Origin of the sequence: Dokdonia sp. Hel_I_63, from assembly GCF_007827285.1 — a bacterium.
Classification (GTDB): domain Bacteria; phylum Bacteroidota; class Bacteroidia; order Flavobacteriales; family Flavobacteriaceae; genus Dokdonia.
This window is the reverse complement of sequence record NZ_VISD01000001.1, coordinates 2,338,718-2,355,776: the sequence shown is the minus strand read 5'-3', so window position 1 is coordinate 2,355,776 and position 17,059 is coordinate 2,338,718. Positions and strand designations below refer to the sequence as shown.

Sequence of the window (17,059 nt, the reverse complement as noted above, 5' to 3'; positions counted from 1 at the left end):
TTGGACTCAATGTAATAATGAGGTAACCACCTTTTTTATACCTGTAGATGCTATTTCTGGCACTATCGTAAGACGTTCTCTCTGTGCTATTGAGGGTTTTGGATCTATAAAATAAATCTGAGCACTTGCTTTTGCAAAATCAATAAGTCCAGCGGCTGGATATACCTGCATGGAAGTTCCTACAATGATTATAAAATCTGCTTTACTCACAAGCTCTGCAGCTTTTTCTAGAAGTGGTACCTCTTCGCCAAACCATACTATATGTGGTCTTAGTTGGGACCCTAGTGCACATAAATCCCCTTTTTTTAAGTCGGTTGTCCATGGTTTTATATCGCTTTCATCTTTACTACTGCGCACTTTGAGCAACTCGCCGTGCAGGTGTATCACATTTGAGCTACCTGCGCGTTCATGCAAGTCGTCTACATTTTGAGTGATAATTGTAACATTATAATTCTCTTCTAGTTGTACAAGGTCTTTGTGTGCGGCATTAGGTGTGACCTCTAGCAGTTGTCTTCTTCTGTCGTTATAGAAACGTAAAACGAGTTCTTGATTATTGCGCCATCCTTCTGGAGTAGCGACTTCCATCACATCGTGACCTTCCCAAAGACCATCTGCATCTCTAAAGGTTTTTAAACCACTTTCGGCACTTATTCCTGCTCCAGAGAGGACTACTATATTTTGTTTAGACATTCTAGTTTGTTTTGCATTTTAAAAGTACAGTATCTTTGGCCTGTAAACAACAATCATGGATCAAGAGCTGCTAGCATATTTACAATCATTTCTTACAGAAAGACGCGTTCAATTATTTGATAAAGTGCTCAAAGAGCGTACAAATCATTTTACTGTTGCGGTGGAGGATGTGTATCAATTGCATAACACCAGCGCTGTAATACGTAGCTGTGAGTCTTTTGGGGTTCAAGAACTACACGTTATAGAAGAGGTTAATGTTAAGAGAATAGATCGTGAGATTGCAATGGGTGCTCAAAAATGGGTAGATGTGCAGCGCCATAGCAGTGCAAAACATTGTATTGAGAACCTAAGAAAGCAAGGATATAAGATTGTTGCCACTTCACCTCATAAAGATGCTCATCGATTAGAGGATTTTGACATTACTGAAAAGGCGGCTATATTTTTTGGTCGTGAGACAGAGGGATTAAGTGATACGGTGCTTGACATGGCAGACGATTTTATTTATATACCTATGGTGGGTTTTACAGAGAGTCTCAATATCTCAGTTTCTGCGGCAATAACCTTACAGCATATTATGACTAAGCTCAAGCAATCAAGTAATTCTTGGCAATTTACGGAGCAAGAGCTTTTTGATAAAAAACTTGAGTGGACACGTAAGATGATTAAAGATGTGGAAGGAATTGAGCAAAGATTTCTAGAAGAAAGAGGGTAGAAGTACGCTTTTGCGAAAATTTGATTTCTTAAAATATAAGCTGTCGATAAGTATAAAGTTGATGCACTTTCAAAGACCAAGATGTAAATTGAAAAATTCAAATTATGAAACTTACCGTATCGCTAAAAGAACTTGCAGATAACAGTATAAAACGTCATCCTGGCGCTGCTCAAGATATCATGAGAAAAGCTATTGAAGATCTTGATGCTACAGGTATATTGAAGCATGCTGTAAAGACAGGAGATAAATTTCCAGACTTTACATTGCCAAATGCTCAAGGAAAAACTATCACGCTAAGTAAGCAATTACAAAAAGGTAAGGTAGTGATTACCTTTTATAGGGGTGGATGGTGTCCTTATTGTAACTTAGAGCTTAAAGCTTTTCAAGAGGTGTTACCCCAAATTAAGGAGAAAGGAGCAACGCTTATTGCTATTACTCCAGAAACACCGGACAATTCGCTATCTACTAAGGAGAAAAATGAGCTGGATTTTGAAGTCCTTACTAGTGAAAATAACGAATTAGCAAGATCACTCAATTTGGTTTTTAAACTTCCAGAGGCGCTTGCAGAATTATATGGGAATTTTGGTATTGATCTTTTAGAGAGTCAAGGTAATGATGCAAATGAGCTTCCTATCGCTGCCACGTATATTATTGATCAAAACGGAGAGGTTTCTTATCACTTTCTGTCAGAAGATTATAAACTTAGAGCAGATCCAGAAGATATTATAGCTGCATTATAAAAAGCATATTTTTGCGAAAGCGTATTATTTAGAATAGTACATAAAACAGAAAGCCCGCTAAATATAGCGGGCTTTCTGTTTATATATAATAGATAATTAATCTTTTCTTTGAAGAACTCTGTACTCTTCATAACATTCACTTATTGCATCGAGAATTTGAAGATCATTTGCGCTCATGATAAAATTATCTGAGTAGCTACAATTTTTAAGTATTGCGTCTATATCAACACGATCTATTTGAAGTAAAGCACTTAGTGTCTCACGGTCAAATTTTCGTTCAAGTAGATTACGCACTTTATCATCTTCCTTCATTTGCCTAAGCTTGCGAAGTTGGCCTTTCTTTCTACTAAAAATATTATAAAGAAAATCTGCAGGATTGAAAATAGAGCTCAATACTCTAGATATAGCTCCTGGCTGACTTTTCCCTACCTCGTAACCAGAATTTAGACCAGATATACTGTATCGCTGATTGCTGTAAATAGGAACTCTCTTTGCATCAATTTCTAAATATCCAGTAAGCTCAATTTCTTGAACCACAACTTCTTCAAGTGCGATACCTATCTCTGTCATTTGGATTTTTACGTCACCGTATTTAATCCAGTCACCGCTGACGCGTACTTTAAGAGATTTGTATCCTAGGTAAGAGAAGTATAACGTATCATTTACCTCAGCCTTAATTTCAAATTTACCATACTCATTAGTAGTAGCTCCTTTAAAATTTGAGAGGTTGAGAATGTTTACGTTCTGTAATGCAATATCTGTACTACTGCTTAATACTTTTCCATCAATAAATCCATCCTCTAGCTTTTCTTGAGCTTCAGTTGGGTCTGATGTAGTATCTATTTCTTGTGAATATCCTACTGCAATGGCAGAGAATATAAGTAGGTTTAGTATGATCTTCTTCATATGCTAAGGCAATTTATGCATTCCATAAGGAAAATCATACCAAATCTATTTATTTACAATAATTCTAACATTTAATGTGCGTTAGACTAGCTTCTGCGACGTCTTTTGCCAGAAAATGGGCTCTTGTTTCCTTCAGACCTGTTATCTGGCGTGCGTGGAGAAGAACTGCGTTCTGATCTCTCAGACCTTGCTGGCCTTTCTGATCTACTTCTAGAGCGACCACCTTGGTCATCTCCATAGCTTGATTTGCGATCGCTGCGTTTTCTATCTGAAGATCCTCCGCCACTACGACGACGATCTCCGCCACCGCTGCGACCACTAGATCTAAATCCATCATCACCACCTCTACGACGATCACCACCACCGCTGCGACCTCCGCCACCACGACGACGATCTCCGCCACCGCTACGACCTCCGCCACTACTGCGACCACCGCCGCCTTGAGTTTCCTCAACGCTCACGCGACGACCATCTAGCTCAAAGTTTTCAAAGTGAGATAAGATTTTATCTTTGTGCTCAGTATCTGTGTTAAAGAATGAAAAGGCATCTTTACAGTCTACGCGGTATACACCATCTTGACCTAATCCTAATTCTTCCTTCAAGAAGTCTTTAAGTTTCATCCAGTCAAAATCATCTTTGCTACCTACATTTATAAAGTAACGTGTAGAGTCTCCAGATTGCTCCTTAGCCGCTCCAACTGCATTTTGATTAAGGTCTTTTGATTTCTTATAATAATTAAAGAAACGTGTGAACTCTACAGAAAATACTTTTTTAATAAGCTCTTCTTTCGTATTATCTTTTAATACTTCTTCTATTTCTGGAAGATAAGCATCAATCTCGTTATTAATCTCTGTTGTGTTAATGCTATTTGCAAGGTGAAATAACTGTACTTGCGTGATTTCCTTTCCGTCTGGAATGGTTTTTTGTTCAAACTTCTTACCTAAGATTTTCTCAAGTTGTTTGATTTTACGCATTTCACTTTTAGTAACAATCACTAGAGAAGTACCGGTTTTACCAGCACGACCAGTACGACCAGAACGGTGTGTATAGGTTTCTATCTCGTCAGGTAATTGGTAGTTTACTACGTGTGTAATATCATCTACGTCAATACCACGTGCAGCAACATCTGTTGCAACAAGCATTTGTATCTGACGGTTTCTAAAGCTCTTCATTACCAGGTCACGCTGGTTCTGACTTAAATCTCCGTGTAATGCTCCTGCGTTGTATCCATCTTCAATAAGTTGCTCGGCAACTTTTTGTGTATCGCGTTTAGTACGACAAAAGATTACAGAGAAGATATCTGGATTTGCATCAGAGAGTCTTTTAAGTGCTTGGTAACGATCTCTAGTGTGTACTACAAAATACTCATGAGATACGTTCTTTGCACCTTCATTTTTATGTCCTACCGTTATTTCTAACGGGTTTACCATAAATTCTTTTGCTATACGTGATACTTCTCTTGGCATTGTAGCACTAAATAACCATGTAAGCTTATCTTCTGGAGTATCTGCAAGAATATTTGTGATATCCTCATAGAATCCCATGTTAAGCATCTCATCTGCTTCATCAAGAACACAGTAGCTTAATTTTGTAATATCTACCATACGACGACGCATCATATCTTGCATACGTCCAGGTGTAGCTACTACAATTTGTGCTCCGCGAGAAATCTCACGAGCTTGCTCTTGTATGTTTGCTCCTCCATAAACTGCAACAACACGCACACCTTTCATATGCTTTGAATACAGTTTCATCTCGTTTGTAATCTGGAGACATAGTTCGCGAGTAGGAGCTATAATAAGACCTTGAGTAGTCTTACTATTTTCATCTATATTTTGTAATAATGGAAATCCAAATGCAGCTGTTTTTCCTGTTCCTGTTTGTGCAAGAGCAACCATATCGCGGTCTTCTGCGAGTAATTGTGGGATAGCTTCTTCTTGAATTTTTGATGGGGTTTCAAATCCCATATCGGCAATAGCCTGGAGTAAAGGCGCATTTAGGCCTAGTTCATCAAATGTCATATGACAATAGTATATATAAGTGTTAGCGTGTATAGGAAGCGCAACGACTTATAAACCAATTGCTTCGATCAACACGTGCCAAAAAATCTGGCAATACCTCACCCTGAGGTTTTTCAAGGTGCAAAAGTACTCAATAAAACTATAATGAAAGCATTTGGGTTCAAAAAACTTATTCCTGATTATATAGAAACTCAAGAAAAGCAGAAACAGCAAAGCCTCTGTGGCTTATTTTTCCTTTTAAAGATGGAGCCATTTGTGCAAAAGTTGCATCGTAACCTTTTGGTCGGAAGATAGGATCGTACCCAAAACCGCCATCACCATGACGCTCTTTAGTGATTTTACCTCTGCATATACCTGTAAAGGTTTCTGTTTTATTTGCTTTCGCGAAAGCGATAACTGTTTTAAACTGTGCTCCACGGTCTTGCTTAGTAGCGAGATTAATTAAAAGCTTGTTCATGTTATCTGAATCATCTTTTTGCTCACCAGCATACCTTGCTGAATATACTCCTGGTGCACCATCAAGTGCGTCCACTTCAAGACCAGTATCATCTGCAAAACAATCATACCCATAGTTAGTTAGCACATGATTTGCTTTAAGAAGTGCGTTACCTTCGATGGTATCTGCATCTTCAGTGATTTCTTCTGTGCATCCTATGTCTGTTAAAGATAGGAGGGTAATATGATCAGGCACTAATGCTTGAACTTCGCGAAGTTTATTGTGATTGTGTGTTGCAAAAACTAGTTTCATTATGATACAAGGCTAAAAATTGCTGCTCCGTATATTGCATATCTTACAAAACGAGCAAGACCAAATAATGCCCAATATTTAAACTCGAAGCGAATCATACCCGCAGCAAGACTTGCTACGGCAAAAGGAAGCGGGAGTAAAGCTCCTACGAGAATTAAAAAGCCTCCCCATTTACGAGCATTTTTTAAGTGCTTCTCCATCTTTACCTCTAGGTAATTATGAACGGATGGAATTTTTAAAGTTGCTCTTCCTGTAAAATAGGAAACTGCCCCTCCAGCATAAGATAATATTGCTATAAGAGTTAGGTATAAAATAGGATTACTCGTTTTATCACTCCATGCTATAAAAAGCTCTGGAGGAATTATACCAAGTATAGATTCTGAAACAAAAAATAAGGTAAGGACAAGCAGGTTTGAATAGTTGTCTATTACATATTGCAATGCCGTATTAAGGTCTATTACAAAGAAGTGAATAAGAACTATAGCTGCTACTACAAGTAGAATAGGAGGGAGTGCTTTTTTAAGAGCGTCCTTTAAAAAAGTATAAAAACCAGTGTACACGTAGTACTGGTGCAATAATTGCAGCCTGTTTTTCTTTTTTGTACCTGATTGTGATCCCATGTAATTGTAGTCGTATTGAGCATACAAAAATAACACGTAGCGGTAATTATATTGCTACTTATGCTCATAAATATAGGTTAAACCCGTTTAATATTTAACGTTATAAACTCAAGGTAATTGTAAGCTCATTCTTATTTTAGAAATTATCCTTATTGATGATGATATGGTTCCCCTTTTAATATAGTATAACCTCTATAAATTTGCTCAGTAATAAAGAGTCTAACCATCTGGTGAGAAAAGGTCATGGATGATAAGGATACTTTTCCTTGTGCTTTTGCATAAACCTCTTGCGAAAATCCATAAGGACCACCTATAACAAAGACTAGGGTCTTAATACCACTATTCATTTTCTTTTGTAGAAATTTTGAAAAGCCTACGCTTGTAAACGTTTTTCCATTTTCATCAAATAGCAAGAGGTGATCATAAGGCCCTATTTTTGATAAAATAAGGTCGCCTTCCTTGTTTTTCTGTTCTTGCTCACTAAGATTTTTGACATTCTTAATATCCGGGAGAATTTCTATGGAGTATTTCACATAAAAATTGAGCCGTTTACTATACGCATCTATCAGTGCTTGCAACTGTTTATTATCGGTCTTGCCTACGCAGAGAAGTTTAATATTCATGTGGCAAAAATACAAAACTACCATACAGAAGTAAGAAGCTTTACCTTTTGCTTATTTTTACATCAAAGGAATAATACAAATATGATTTCAGAAGCACAATTTCAGATTGAGATAGAAGGTATAATTGCAAATGCTATAAGAGAGGATGTAGGTGATGGAGACCATAGCTCACTGGCTTGTATACCAGCCACCGCCACTGGAAAAGCAAAATTACTTGTAAAGGATGAAGGTATTCTTGCGGGTTGCGCTTTCGCAAAAGCGGTATTTGCACACGTAGATCCTTCATTAGAAGTAGAGGACGTATTAAAGGATGGAGACGCTGTAAAATATGGTGATATTGCATTTTATGTATCTGGTTCAAGCCAGAGCATTCTCAAAGCGGAACGCTTAGTGCTTAATGCTATGCAGCGTATGAGTGCTATTGCGACGAAGACAAAGTTCTTTGTGAACCTTTTAGAAGGAACAGATACTAAAATTCTAGACACAAGAAAGACCACACCAGGAATAAGAGCGCTAGAAAAATGGGCTGTAAAAATAGGTGGTGGTGAGAATCACCGTTTTGCGCTGTATGATATGATTATGCTTAAAGATAATCACATCGATTTTGCGGGTGGTGTTACAAAAGCGATTCTCAAAACAGTAGATTATCTTAAGGAAGAGCAGCGAGATCTTAAGATTATTGTAGAGGCTAGAAGTCTAGAAGAGATTAAAGAAATACTTGAAAATCACGAGCATGTATATCGTATTCTTATAGATAATTTTAATTATGAGGATACTCGCACAGCAGTAGCACTAATAGGCGATAAATGCCTTACAGAATCTTCTGGTGGTATTAATGAAGAGACGATACGTGAGTACGCTCTTTGTGGTGTAGATTTTATTTCTAGTGGAGCGCTCACGCACTCTGTCTATAACTTAGATCTTAGTCTGAAAGCAGTTTAATGGCATCAGATAAGACGATAGAGCAACGTTTAATGAGATTCAAGCCTTTTTGTTGGCTTGTGAGTATCTTGGATAGTGTCGTTATTCCTGGGTTTGAGGGAATGACGCTTCTTTACTTGCTACGCGCATATTTTAATGGGATTATCCAAGGAGCTCTGGGATCCCGCGCAAGTTCTATTGCTTATAGTTTTTTTATGGCCATTTTTCCGGCTTTGTTATTTTTACTCAATCTAGTGCCTTATGTGCCTATAGAGAATTTTGATATCAAATTCATGGCTTTTATTTATGAGCTCATACCTGCGCAATCCTTAGATTTCTTTAAACCTATCATAATCGATATCTCACAGAATGAGAGAGCAGGTCTTGCTTCCTTTGCTGGTTTGCTTGCCTTGTTTTTAACGGCAAACGGTGTTAATGCTATTTTTAGTGGTTTTGAGGGTTCTCATTACAATGAGATAAGTCGTAATTTCTTTAGACAATATGCGGTTGCTTTAGGGACTTCTATTATTCTGGCATTGTTGTTGGTTACTACTATATCAGTAGTGATTTATTTTGAATTATTACTTAATTCATTGAGAGAGCGTGACTTTATGAGTAATGATATGGATATCGCGCTATTAAGTATAGGTAAGAACCTGTTTTTAATCATTATGATTTATTCGGTAATTGCTACGCTATATTATTTTGGAACCAAAGAAGGGCGTAAAAGCCGTTTCTTTTCACCAGGAGCATTGATGACAACAATATTATTTATGATAACTACTTATTTATTTGGTATTTATATTGATAATTTTGGCACATATAATGAGTTGTATGGCTCTATTGGTGCATTATTAATAATGATGCTTTATATTTGGTTAAATTCAAATTTGATTTTATTGGGATATGAGCTTAACGCTACCCTTCAAAAATTACGAATTTTACATAAAAACCCTAGTACAAATTAAATAACACACACACACACACACACACACACACAAATTATGAAAAAGTATTTATTAGCTTTAGTAGCCGTATGTAGTCTTACAGTTAGCCAGGCACAAACAGTAGTAGGAGATGCAACCTTACCTAACTCAGTAACAATGGGAGGTACAGAACTCATCCTTAACGGTGCTGGTATGAGAGAGAAGGTAGTATTTGACCTTTATGCTGGAGGATTATATCTAGCGTCAAAAAAGAGTGATGCTGCAGCTATCATAAATGCAGACGAGACTATGGCGCTTAAATTAGACATCGTTTCTGGAATGGTTTCTAGTAAGAAAATGATAGGAGCTGTAGATGATGGTTTTGATGCTTCAATGAATGGAAACACAAGTTCGCTAGATGCGAAGATTGAGCAGTTCAAAGGTTTTTTTAGCGATAAGATTGTAAAAACAAACGTTTTTGATATTGCTTACATCAAAGGTAAAGGAACTGTAGTTTATAAAAACGGAAAAGAAGTAGGATCTATTGCAGGTCTTGATTTTAAGAAAGCTCTTTTCGGAATCTGGTTAGGTAACGACCCAGCAGATGATGATCTTAAAGATGCGATGTTAGGTAAAAACTAATAATCACAATCATATTAAAAATGGCGATCACTTGTGATTCGCCATTTTTTATGCATTATAATCTCTCTGTAAATCACATTAATTTTAGAATCTTAAAACTTGAATACTATGAAAAAACACATAACCCTACTTATGCTGCTATTTTTTGCAGTGAGCATACAAGCGCAACAAGGAACTATTTTTGGTCAATGGAAAACTATAGATGATGAGACTGGTGAGGCAATGTCAATCATAGAAATCTATAAAAAGGATGATAAAGTATTTGGTAAGATTATAGATATATTAAATCCAGCAAATCGTGACAAGACTTGTATTTACTGTAAAGGTGAAGACTATGATAAACCACTCATAGGTCTTGATATCATTAAGAGTCTTGAAAAAGATGATGACGAATATGAGGGAGGAACTATTTTTGATCCAGAAAAAGGAAAGGAATATAAAGCTAAATTATGGATTGACGAGGATGATAAAAACATCTTAAACGTACGAGGGTATATAGCATTCTTGTTTAGAACGCAACAGTGGGTAAGACGCTAGTGATGATGCTGTTTAATATAGGAAGCCGTTTCTTTTGGGAGCGGCTTTTTTTATGCTTTCGCGAAAGCGTATGTCAAACATTAATAGTCTTTTTATTTACGATTAGCACCTACGTTTGATCTGCTTCTGTAACTTTGTATATTCATACTTTCTTATCACAATTTACTATGCCTTATTTTATAGATGTTATACTTCCTATCCCTGTAGAGAATACGTTTACGTACCTCGTCTCTGAGGCAGAGTATAACTATATTCAAAAAGGGATGCGGGTTGCTGTTCCTTTTGGTAAAAAGAAAGTATATGCTTCTATCGTAAAAAACAAACATGAGCAGGCACCTACCATTTATGAAGCCAAGGAAATACAGCAAATTCTAGATGAGGACCCTATAGTCACTGAAGAGCAGCTGAAATTCTGGAGTTGGATTGCAGATTACTATATGTGTACCGAAGGAGAGGTCATGCGCGCTGCACTCCCTAAGGCTTTCTTACTGGAAAGCGAGACTGTGATAAGACTTAAGGAAGATGGGCTTGACATAGATGAGACATCGCTTAAGGATGATGAGTTTCTCATATATGAAGCATTACAGCATCGTTCAGAATTAAAGGTTCATGAGGTAATGGATATTCTTGATAAGAAAAAAATCCTACCTTCTATACAGCGTTTAATTGATCAAGGTGTGATCGAGATGCAAGAAGAGATTTATGAGCAATATGTACCTAAGCTTGTAAAATTTATCACTATTGCCCCAGCATACGAAGGCGAGGAGGGACTTACAACTGTGCTAGAGGAATTATCGCGAGCTCCAAAACAACGAGAGATGGTGCTCACATTTTTCTCGCTTAAAGCGAAAACAAATAAACCAATATCATCTCAGGACTTACAAAAAGCATCTGGCGCTACTGCTAGTCAGCTCAAGGCACTGGTTGATAAAGGTGTTTTTCAAACCTATCAAAAACGACAGGACCGTGTAGGTTTTGACGGCGAAGTTTTTGAAACAAAGGTTCTCAACGAATATCAGCAGACGGCTTATGATGAAATAAAAAGTCATTTTGAAACAAAAGATGTCGCCTTGTTGCATGGAGTAACTGCTTCAGGAAAGACAGAAATATATGTGCAGCTCATAGAAGAGATGCTTGATTCTGGTGATCAAATACTGTATTTACTTCCGGAAATAGCACTTACTACCCAGTTAATAACTAGGCTACAAACATACTTTGGTGAGCGCGTAGCGATTTTTCATTCTAAATACTCAGTAAATGAGCGAGTAGAGGTGTGGAATAATGTATTGAAAAAGCTAGATAAAGCTCAAATTATTATAGGGGCGCGTAGTGCTCTTTTATTACCCTTTAGAGACTTAAAATTTATTGTAGTAGATGAGGAGCATGAAAGTAGTTTCAAGCAATACGACCCTGCACCAAGATATCATGCTCGTGATGCTGCTATTGTGCTAGGTGCCATGTTTAAGGCAAAAGTGTTATTAGGTTCTGCAACGCCATCTATAGAAACAGTATACAACGCACAGCAAGGGAAATATGGTTATGTGTCTTTAAAACAAAGACATGGAGGTATTTTAATGCCTGAGATTAATCTTGTAGATATTAAGGAGAAAAGCAAAAAGCGTGAGATGACGGGTCACTTTTCTGATACCTTAATACGCGCAATTACAGATGCACTAGCACTAGGGGAGCAGGTAATTCTCTTTCAAAACCGTAGAGGTTTCTCACCTATATTAGAATGTACTACTTGTGGTCACGCGCCACAATGTCCTAATTGTGATGTAAGTCTTACCTATCATAAATACAGGTCACAGCTACGTTGTCATTATTGTGGTTATAATATCGCTTTACAGCAGAAATGTATGGCTTGTGGAAGTGCAGAGCTTACTACTAAGGGTTTTGGTACAGAGCAAATAGAATTGGAACTCAAAGAGCTATATCCAGATAAATCTATTGCAAGAATGGATTCTGATACTACTCGTGGCAAATATGGATTTGAAAAGCTCATTACTGCCTTTGAACAAGAGCAAATAGATATTCTTGTAGGTACACAAATGCTAACTAAAGGTTTAGACTTTAGAAATGTGACTCTTGTGGGAATTATGAATGCAGATAGCATGCTTAATTTTCCAGATTTTAGAGCACATGAACGTAGTTACCAGTTGATTGCACAAGTGTCGGGTAGGGCAGGGCGAACAGAAAAACAAGGTAAAGTACTCGTGCAGACTTATAATCCTTACCATCAGATCCTACAGCAGGTTTCTGCAAATAAGTTTGAAGAGATGTACAAGGAGCAATTAGAAGAACGACGTAATTTTAAGTATCCACCTTTTCATAGATTGATACGTATTACTTTAAAGCATCGAGATTATCAAAAAATAGAAGAGGCGAGTATCTGGCTCGCAAAAGCATTGCGTCAAACACTAGGAGCAGATACTGTTTTAGGGCCTGAGACGCCTTCTGTAGCTAGAATAAGGAATCAATATAGACGTAATGTACTAATTAAGATAAGCCGCCGCCAGAAACTTTTAGAAACAAAGAAGGCTATAAAGCGAGTTGTCACTAGTTTTAATGCGATTGCTCCTTACAGAAGTGTACGGCTTGTGATAGATGTGGATTGTTATTAGATGAAATTTTCACTTCATTTTAGATATAAAAAATCCCACTCAACGAGCGGGATTTTAAATTTTATATCTAAATTTTGTCTAACGTCTATTTATGCAGATAGAGCATCTATAAGCTCTGACTTTTTATGTCTTGATAAAGGAATTTTCTCTCCGTCTATCTCAATATTTCTACTATTGTATTTATCTACCTTGTCTATATTGATAATATAAGACTTGTGTATACGCATAAAACGTTCCGGTGGTAATTGTGCTACAAAAGATTTCATCGTTGCAAGCACAACAATAGGATCATGCACAGTAACTAATTTTACATAGTCTCCAAGGGCAGTGATATATTTAAGCTCATTGAGCATCACTTTCTTTTTCTTAAGGTTACTTTTTACAAAGATGTAGTCATCATCTTCTACAGCACCTTCAGTTTTAAGTTTATGCAGGCTTATGGCTTTGTAAACAGCATTTGTAAAGCGATCCTTAGTGAGGGGCTTACGTAAGTAATCGATTGCGTTATAGTTAAAAGCTTTGTAAGCATATTTTGTTTTACCCGTCACAAATATAATCTGTGGCTTATGGATAAGATCATCAAGTAAATCAAATCCAGATAGGATAGGCATTTCAATATCAAGAAAAAGTAGGTCCACTTTTGTCTCGATAAGGCCATTTTTAGTTTCTATGGCGTTATTATATTCGGCAACTAGGCGTAAATTAGGATGATCATTAATCATCTTTACGATAGCTAGACGTTGTAAACTTGAATCATCTACAACTGCGCAGTCTAATAGTACTCCTTCCACGGCGATCAATATTTAATTAGGTTAAGTGCGTCAATATTAGGTAAAAATAACCTATTTACCAACAAAAATGCGACTTTCGTCGATTATTTGTGCGATTGGTCGAATGATTTTTCCTTTATTCTCATAGGGAACGGCGATTTTAACGTCTTAATCGGTAAAAATTTGACTATTGACGATTGAGCGTAGGTTTAGACAAATTAAAGAGACCTAAAATTTCAGTTTTTAAACGACTTAACTTTAATTATAATCTATGAACTAGATGATACTTAGAACTACTTGAGAAGTGTCCTTATTATATAGTAATTGCGTGGTTTTATAAATTCACTTTTTCGCGAAAGCAAAGCTAAAAACGAGGTTCTATAATTAAGGTAGCTTTTTTTTTAAATTTATAAACTAATTGCTATTTGAATATTAAAAGTAAATCGTTACTTTTGCATTCATTTTTAATTAAACTCATATTATATGAACCATTACGAAACTGTTTTCATCTTGAATCCCGTTTTATCTGATGATCAGATAAAGGAAACAGTAAAGAAGTACGAAGGTCTTCTTAAAGAAAAGGGCGCTAAGATGATTAGTAAAGAGGATTGGGGCTTAAAAAAGCTTGCATATCCTATCCAAAACAAGAAAAGCGGTTTTTACCACTTACTTGAATTTACTGTTGATGGACAAGCTATCAATGATTACGAACTAGCTTTTCGCCGTGACGAACGTGTGATGCGTTACTTAACGGTAACACTTGATAAGCACGCGATCTCGTGGGCTGAAAGAAGACGTGAAAAACTAAAAAAGCAAAAAGCGTAAGTTATGGCATCTTTACAACAACAAGCTAAAGGAAAGAAGGACGGAGATATCAGATATCTTACACCTCTTAATATTGAAACTAACAAAGCAAAGAAATACTGTCGCTTTAAGAAATCTGGTATCAAGTATGTAGATTACAAAGATGCAGACTGGCTAGCAGGTTTTGTAAACGAGCAAGGTAAATTGTTACCTCGTCGTCTTACAGGAACTTCTTTAAAGTACCAACGTAAAGTGTCTGTAGCAGTAAAACGCGCACGTCACCTTGCATTGATGCCTTATGTAACTGATTTATACAAATAGAAACTAGATAACAGATGGAACTTATATTAAAGAAGGACGTTGAAAATCTAGGATTTGCAGACGATCTAGTAGAAGTAAAAAACGGATACGGTAGAAACTACCTAATCCCTAACGGTCATGCTGTACTTGCAACGCCTAGCGCAAAGAAAGTACTTGCAGAGAACCTTAAGCAACGCGCTCACAAAGAACAAAAATTTGTGGACGATGCACAGAAGCAAGCAGATAAACTTAATGGACTTGAAGTTAAGATTACTGCAAAAACTGGAGATGGAGACAAGCTTTTTGGATCTATTAACAATGCAGACGTTGCAGAATACCTAGCAAAAGAAGGTGTTTCTATCGATAAGAAATTTATTTCTATCGCAGGAAACGTTGTAAAACGCTTAGGTAACTATGAAGCAAAAGTACGTTTCCACAAGAATGTGGTAGCTACACTTCCTTTTGACGTAGTAGCAGAGGCTAACTAAGTCATTAGACATTATATGAAAAGCCGTTCTTACAACCGTAAGGACGGCTTTTTTATGAAATTTATTTTTTAATACGCTTACGCGAAAAAGTGATTCACAATGAAATACGCTCGCCTTACAAAAGAACAACTAGAAGAACTAAAGCCAGAATTTATAAATTTTCTAGCAACGCAATCTATCACTGGTGATGAATGGGCAACCATCAAAGAAAAACAACCACAAGTAGCCGAAGAGGAAATAGATGTTTTCTCAGATCTTGTGTGGGAAGGTGTGCTTACTAAAGCGCAATACCTTGAGCACGTATCTCCTAACCAGATGCACTTATTCTTACTAGGAGAAAATAATATGTCACTTATTGCCGTAAAAATCAATAAGGAAGATATAGACATCACCACTGCCGAAGGCTATGCATGGCTTAAAGAAAACTTAGGGGATGATGATGTTGTCTTTATGAGTGCAAGTAAAGATTATAGCGCAGATCGTAATGCAGATAAGTTTAAACTTATAAGTGAAGGTGCTGTGATAACTCGAGGAGACCTTTATAAATGGTTTGCTCGCTTTGTAGAGGTAAAGTAATTCTTATAGACCAAATTAGTTATCATTAAAAAAGGATTGTAAAGACTATTCATAAAACGTAGTTTTACAATCCTTTTTTTTTAAAGGCTTCTCTAAGCGTGTTGTATTCTTAATTTTGCCTTTTTAAGTCGCTTGTTATCTAGTCTTTTTATCATTTCTTCTGCGATACTTTTATGTACAGATACAAATGATTGTGTGTTTTTTACTTCAATAGTTCCTAGGTGTGCTCTGTCTATATTTCCTTCTTTAAAAAAGAAACCAGCAATATCACCTTTAGAAATCTTATCCTTACGCCCTCCAGAAAGTTCTAAAGTATGCCACTGTGATCCGTCAGGGATACCTTTGTCATGTATAAACTCTTCATCCATTTGTGGCATAAACTCTGGCAGTTTTTCATCTTTCCAGTGTAATACATATGCGGTACCTTCAGACTGCATACGAGCAGTACGACCATTACGGTGCGTAAATTCTTCTGCATGAATAGGTAAGTGGTAGTGAAGTATAAATTTTATTTCTGGGACATCGATACCACGGGCTGCAAGGTCTGTAGCAAGTAGTAATTGGTGTGTACCATTACGAAACTTAATTAACGACAGCTCACGCTCTCTTTGTTCCATACCGCCATAAAAAGTCCCGTGAGCAATACCACGATCACTAAGGTATTCACTTATACGTGCGATAGTCCCTTTGAAATTACAAAAGATAATTCCTGGCTGATCGCCTAGATGGCACAACGCCTTAACAAGCATATCTAGCTTATCCTTATCTGGGGATACAATAGCTTTTATCTCAAGTTTTGATCCTCCTTCATGCAAGTAGTCTACTTCCACCGGAGTAGTAAGGCCTACAAACTTTGGGATCTCTATTCCTTGTGTAGCAGAGGTAAGCACTTTCTTTTCTAGAGCTGGTAGAAAACTAAGGATTTCTGTCATTTCTCCTTCAAAACCTACCTCTAGTGATTTATCAAATTCGTCTAGAATTAAAGTTTTAATGTGATCTGTAGAAAATGTCTCTCTGCGCATATGGTCTGCTAGTCTACCAGGCGTACCTATTAAAATAGCTGGGCGATGTTTTATAGCTTGCCTATCTGTATTAAAACTTTGCCCACCATAAGCAGCATGAATTTTATATCCTGTCCCCATGTTACGAGCTACATTTTCTATCTGGATAGCAAGTTCTCGAGAAGGAACGACAATAAGTAATTGCACTTCTTCACAATCTGGATCAAGTGCTTCTATTACAGGTAATAAAAAAGCGAGTGTTTTACCAGTACCCGTAGGAGATAGTAATATCACCTCTCTTGCAGATTGTATTGCTAGTTGAGCTGCTTCTTGCATCTCATTGAGGGTCTTAATCCCTAGCTTAGAAAGGATTTGTTTTTGCGTTTTTTGGTTACTTGTCATAGACTGCA

The 17,059-nt window shown here is 36.9% G+C and carries 19 protein-coding genes; 11 read left to right on the top strand and 8 right to left on the bottom strand.

Features of this window, described 5'->3' with window-relative positions; all coding sequences use genetic code 11:
- Positions 1–6 precede the first annotated feature (6 nt).
- Positions 7–690, bottom strand: coding sequence for an SIR2 family NAD-dependent protein deacylase (locus JM84_RS10275; protein WP_144784133.1), 684 nt, complete (start codon positions 688–690; stop codon positions 7–9).
- A 55-nt stretch (positions 691–745) separates the two neighbouring features.
- Here JM84_RS10275 and JM84_RS10270 point away from each other — a divergent pair, with 55 nt between their 5' ends.
- Together JM84_RS10270 and JM84_RS10265 are read left to right on the top strand one after the other, a co-directional pair.
- Positions 746–1,402 carry a TrmH family RNA methyltransferase gene (locus JM84_RS10270; protein ID WP_013752070.1) on the top strand — a complete coding sequence of 219 codons (657 nt, stop codon included), beginning with the start codon at positions 746–748 and terminating at the stop codon, positions 1,400–1,402.
- A 104-nt stretch (positions 1,403–1,506) separates the two neighbouring features.
- Complete coding sequence (locus JM84_RS10265; protein ID WP_144784131.1) at positions 1,507–2,142, top strand: peroxiredoxin-like family protein; 636 nt, start codon at positions 1,507–1,509, stop codon at positions 2,140–2,142.
- 96 nt (positions 2,143–2,238) lie between these two features.
- On the opposite strand, the gene JM84_RS10260 is transcribed toward JM84_RS10265, so the two are convergent.
- From JM84_RS10260 to rlmH, 5 genes are all read right to left on the bottom strand, one after another.
- Positions 2,239–3,048: a carboxypeptidase-like regulatory domain-containing protein gene (locus JM84_RS10260; RefSeq protein ID WP_013752073.1), complete on the bottom strand. Its 810-nt coding sequence runs from the start codon at positions 3,046–3,048 to the stop codon at positions 2,239–2,241.
- Between the two features lie 86 nt (positions 3,049–3,134).
- Positions 3,135–5,069: a DEAD/DEAH box helicase gene (locus tag JM84_RS10255; RefSeq protein ID WP_013752074.1), complete on the bottom strand. Its 1,935-nt coding sequence runs from the start codon at positions 5,067–5,069 to the stop codon at positions 3,135–3,137.
- 169 nt (positions 5,070–5,238) lie between these two features.
- Positions 5,239–5,817, bottom strand: a complete 579-nt coding sequence (locus JM84_RS10250; RefSeq protein ID WP_013752075.1) for a non-canonical purine NTP diphosphatase — start codon at positions 5,815–5,817, stop codon at positions 5,239–5,241.
- The gene (locus JM84_RS10245) at positions 5,817–6,437 is read right to left on the bottom strand and encodes a YqaA family protein (RefSeq protein ID WP_144784129.1); all 621 of its coding nucleotides are present in this window, start codon (positions 6,435–6,437) and stop codon (positions 5,817–5,819) included. The genes JM84_RS10250 and JM84_RS10245 overlap by 1 nt, the downstream gene beginning before the upstream one ends.
- A gap of 149 nt (positions 6,438–6,586) precedes the next feature.
- Positions 6,587–7,060, bottom strand: coding sequence for a 23S rRNA (pseudouridine(1915)-N(3))-methyltransferase RlmH (gene rlmH / locus JM84_RS10240; protein ID WP_013752077.1), 474 nt, complete (start codon positions 7,058–7,060; stop codon positions 6,587–6,589).
- 81 nt (positions 7,061–7,141) lie between these two features.
- On the opposite strand from rlmH, the gene nadC reads away from it, so the two are divergent.
- The 5 genes from nadC to priA all read left to right on the top strand — a co-directional run bounded on the left by nadC (position 7,142) and on the right by priA (position 12,710).
- Complete coding sequence (nadC, locus tag JM84_RS10235; RefSeq protein WP_013752078.1) at positions 7,142–8,002, top strand: carboxylating nicotinate-nucleotide diphosphorylase; 861 nt, start codon at positions 7,142–7,144, stop codon at positions 8,000–8,002.
- Entirely contained in the window at positions 8,002–8,949 is a 948-nt protein-coding gene (locus JM84_RS10230; RefSeq protein WP_013752079.1) for a YihY/virulence factor BrkB family protein, read from the top strand. Before nadC ends, JM84_RS10230 begins: the two co-directional genes overlap by 1 nt.
- 36 nt (positions 8,950–8,985) lie before the next feature.
- Positions 8,986–9,549, top strand: coding sequence for a chalcone isomerase family protein (locus JM84_RS10225; RefSeq protein ID WP_013752080.1), 564 nt, complete (start codon positions 8,986–8,988; stop codon positions 9,547–9,549).
- A 108-nt stretch (positions 9,550–9,657) separates the two neighbouring features.
- Positions 9,658–10,086 (top strand): DUF2147 domain-containing protein, encoded by a 429-nt coding sequence (locus tag JM84_RS10220; protein WP_013752081.1) that lies wholly within the window; start codon positions 9,658–9,660, stop codon positions 10,084–10,086.
- A gap of 167 nt (positions 10,087–10,253) precedes the next feature.
- Entirely contained in the window at positions 10,254–12,710 is a 2,457-nt protein-coding gene (gene priA / locus JM84_RS10215; RefSeq protein ID WP_013752082.1) for a primosomal protein N', read from the top strand.
- Positions 12,711–12,799: 89 nt separating this feature from the next.
- On the opposite strand, the gene JM84_RS10210 is transcribed toward priA, so the two are convergent.
- The gene (locus tag JM84_RS10210; RefSeq protein ID WP_013752083.1) at positions 12,800–13,501 is read right to left on the bottom strand and encodes a LytR/AlgR family response regulator transcription factor; all 702 of its coding nucleotides are present in this window, start codon (positions 13,499–13,501) and stop codon (positions 12,800–12,802) included.
- 462 nt (positions 13,502–13,963) lie between these two features.
- Here JM84_RS10210 and rpsF point away from each other — a divergent pair, with 462 nt between their 5' ends.
- The 4 genes from rpsF (at position 13,964) to JM84_RS10190 (ending at position 15,648) form a co-directional block, all read left to right on the top strand.
- On the top strand, positions 13,964–14,305 hold the full coding sequence (rpsF, locus tag JM84_RS10205; protein WP_013752084.1) for a 30S ribosomal protein S6: 342 nt from the start codon (positions 13,964–13,966) through the stop codon (positions 14,303–14,305).
- Positions 14,306–14,308: 3 nt separating this feature from the next.
- Complete coding sequence (gene rpsR / locus JM84_RS10200) at positions 14,309–14,605, top strand: 30S ribosomal protein S18 (protein ID WP_013752085.1); 297 nt, start codon at positions 14,309–14,311, stop codon at positions 14,603–14,605.
- Positions 14,606–14,619: 14 nt separating this feature from the next.
- Positions 14,620–15,072, top strand: coding sequence for a 50S ribosomal protein L9 (gene rplI / locus JM84_RS10195; protein WP_013752086.1), 453 nt, complete (start codon positions 14,620–14,622; stop codon positions 15,070–15,072).
- Positions 15,073–15,171: 99 nt separating this feature from the next.
- The gene (locus tag JM84_RS10190) at positions 15,172–15,648 is read left to right on the top strand and encodes a DUF6495 family protein (protein WP_013752087.1); all 477 of its coding nucleotides are present in this window, start codon (positions 15,172–15,174) and stop codon (positions 15,646–15,648) included.
- A 92-nt stretch (positions 15,649–15,740) separates the two neighbouring features.
- On the opposite strand, the gene JM84_RS10185 is transcribed toward JM84_RS10190, so the two are convergent.
- Positions 15,741–17,051, bottom strand: coding sequence for a DEAD/DEAH box helicase (locus JM84_RS10185; RefSeq protein WP_144784127.1), 1,311 nt, complete (start codon positions 17,049–17,051; stop codon positions 15,741–15,743).
- Positions 17,052–17,059: the final 8 nt, after the last annotated feature.

Coding starts and splice junctions, on each gene's coding strand:
- JM84_RS10245 (WP_144784129.1), bottom strand. CDS start 6,437: ATGGGATCACAATCAGGTACAAAAAAGAAAAACAGGCTGCAATTATTG.
- JM84_RS10225 (WP_013752080.1), top strand. CDS start 8,986: ATGAAAAAGTATTTATTAGCTTTAGTAGCCGTATGTAGTCTTACAGTT.
- rpsR (WP_013752085.1), top strand. CDS start 14,309: ATGGCATCTTTACAACAACAAGCTAAAGGAAAGAAGGACGGAGATATC.
- nadC (WP_013752078.1), top strand. CDS start 7,142: ATGATTTCAGAAGCACAATTTCAGATTGAGATAGAAGGTATAATTGCA.
- JM84_RS10255 (WP_013752074.1), bottom strand. CDS start 5,069: ATGACATTTGATGAACTAGGCCTAAATGCGCCTTTACTCCAGGCTATT.
- rpsF (WP_013752084.1), top strand. CDS start 13,964: ATGAACCATTACGAAACTGTTTTCATCTTGAATCCCGTTTTATCTGAT.
- JM84_RS10265 (WP_144784131.1), top strand. CDS start 1,507: ATGAAACTTACCGTATCGCTAAAAGAACTTGCAGATAACAGTATAAAA.
- rlmH (WP_013752077.1), bottom strand. CDS start 7,060: ATGAATATTAAACTTCTCTGCGTAGGCAAGACCGATAATAAACAGTTG.
- rplI (WP_013752086.1), top strand. CDS start 14,620: ATGGAACTTATATTAAAGAAGGACGTTGAAAATCTAGGATTTGCAGAC.
- JM84_RS10185 (WP_144784127.1), bottom strand. CDS start 17,051: ATGACAAGTAACCAAAAAACGCAAAAACAAATCCTTTCTAAGCTAGGG.
- JM84_RS10190 (WP_013752087.1), top strand. CDS start 15,172: ATGAAATACGCTCGCCTTACAAAAGAACAACTAGAAGAACTAAAGCCA.
- JM84_RS10220 (WP_013752081.1), top strand. CDS start 9,658: ATGAAAAAACACATAACCCTACTTATGCTGCTATTTTTTGCAGTGAGC.
- JM84_RS10250 (WP_013752075.1), bottom strand. CDS start 5,817: ATGAAACTAGTTTTTGCAACACACAATCACAATAAACTTCGCGAAGTT.
- JM84_RS10260 (WP_013752073.1), bottom strand. CDS start 3,048: ATGAAGAAGATCATACTAAACCTACTTATATTCTCTGCCATTGCAGTA.
- JM84_RS10275 (WP_144784133.1), bottom strand. CDS start 690: ATGTCTAAACAAAATATAGTAGTCCTCTCTGGAGCAGGAATAAGTGCC.
- JM84_RS10230 (WP_013752079.1), top strand. CDS start 8,002: ATGGCATCAGATAAGACGATAGAGCAACGTTTAATGAGATTCAAGCCT.
- JM84_RS10270 (WP_013752070.1), top strand. CDS start 746: ATGGATCAAGAGCTGCTAGCATATTTACAATCATTTCTTACAGAAAGA.
- priA (WP_013752082.1), top strand. CDS start 10,254: ATGCCTTATTTTATAGATGTTATACTTCCTATCCCTGTAGAGAATACG.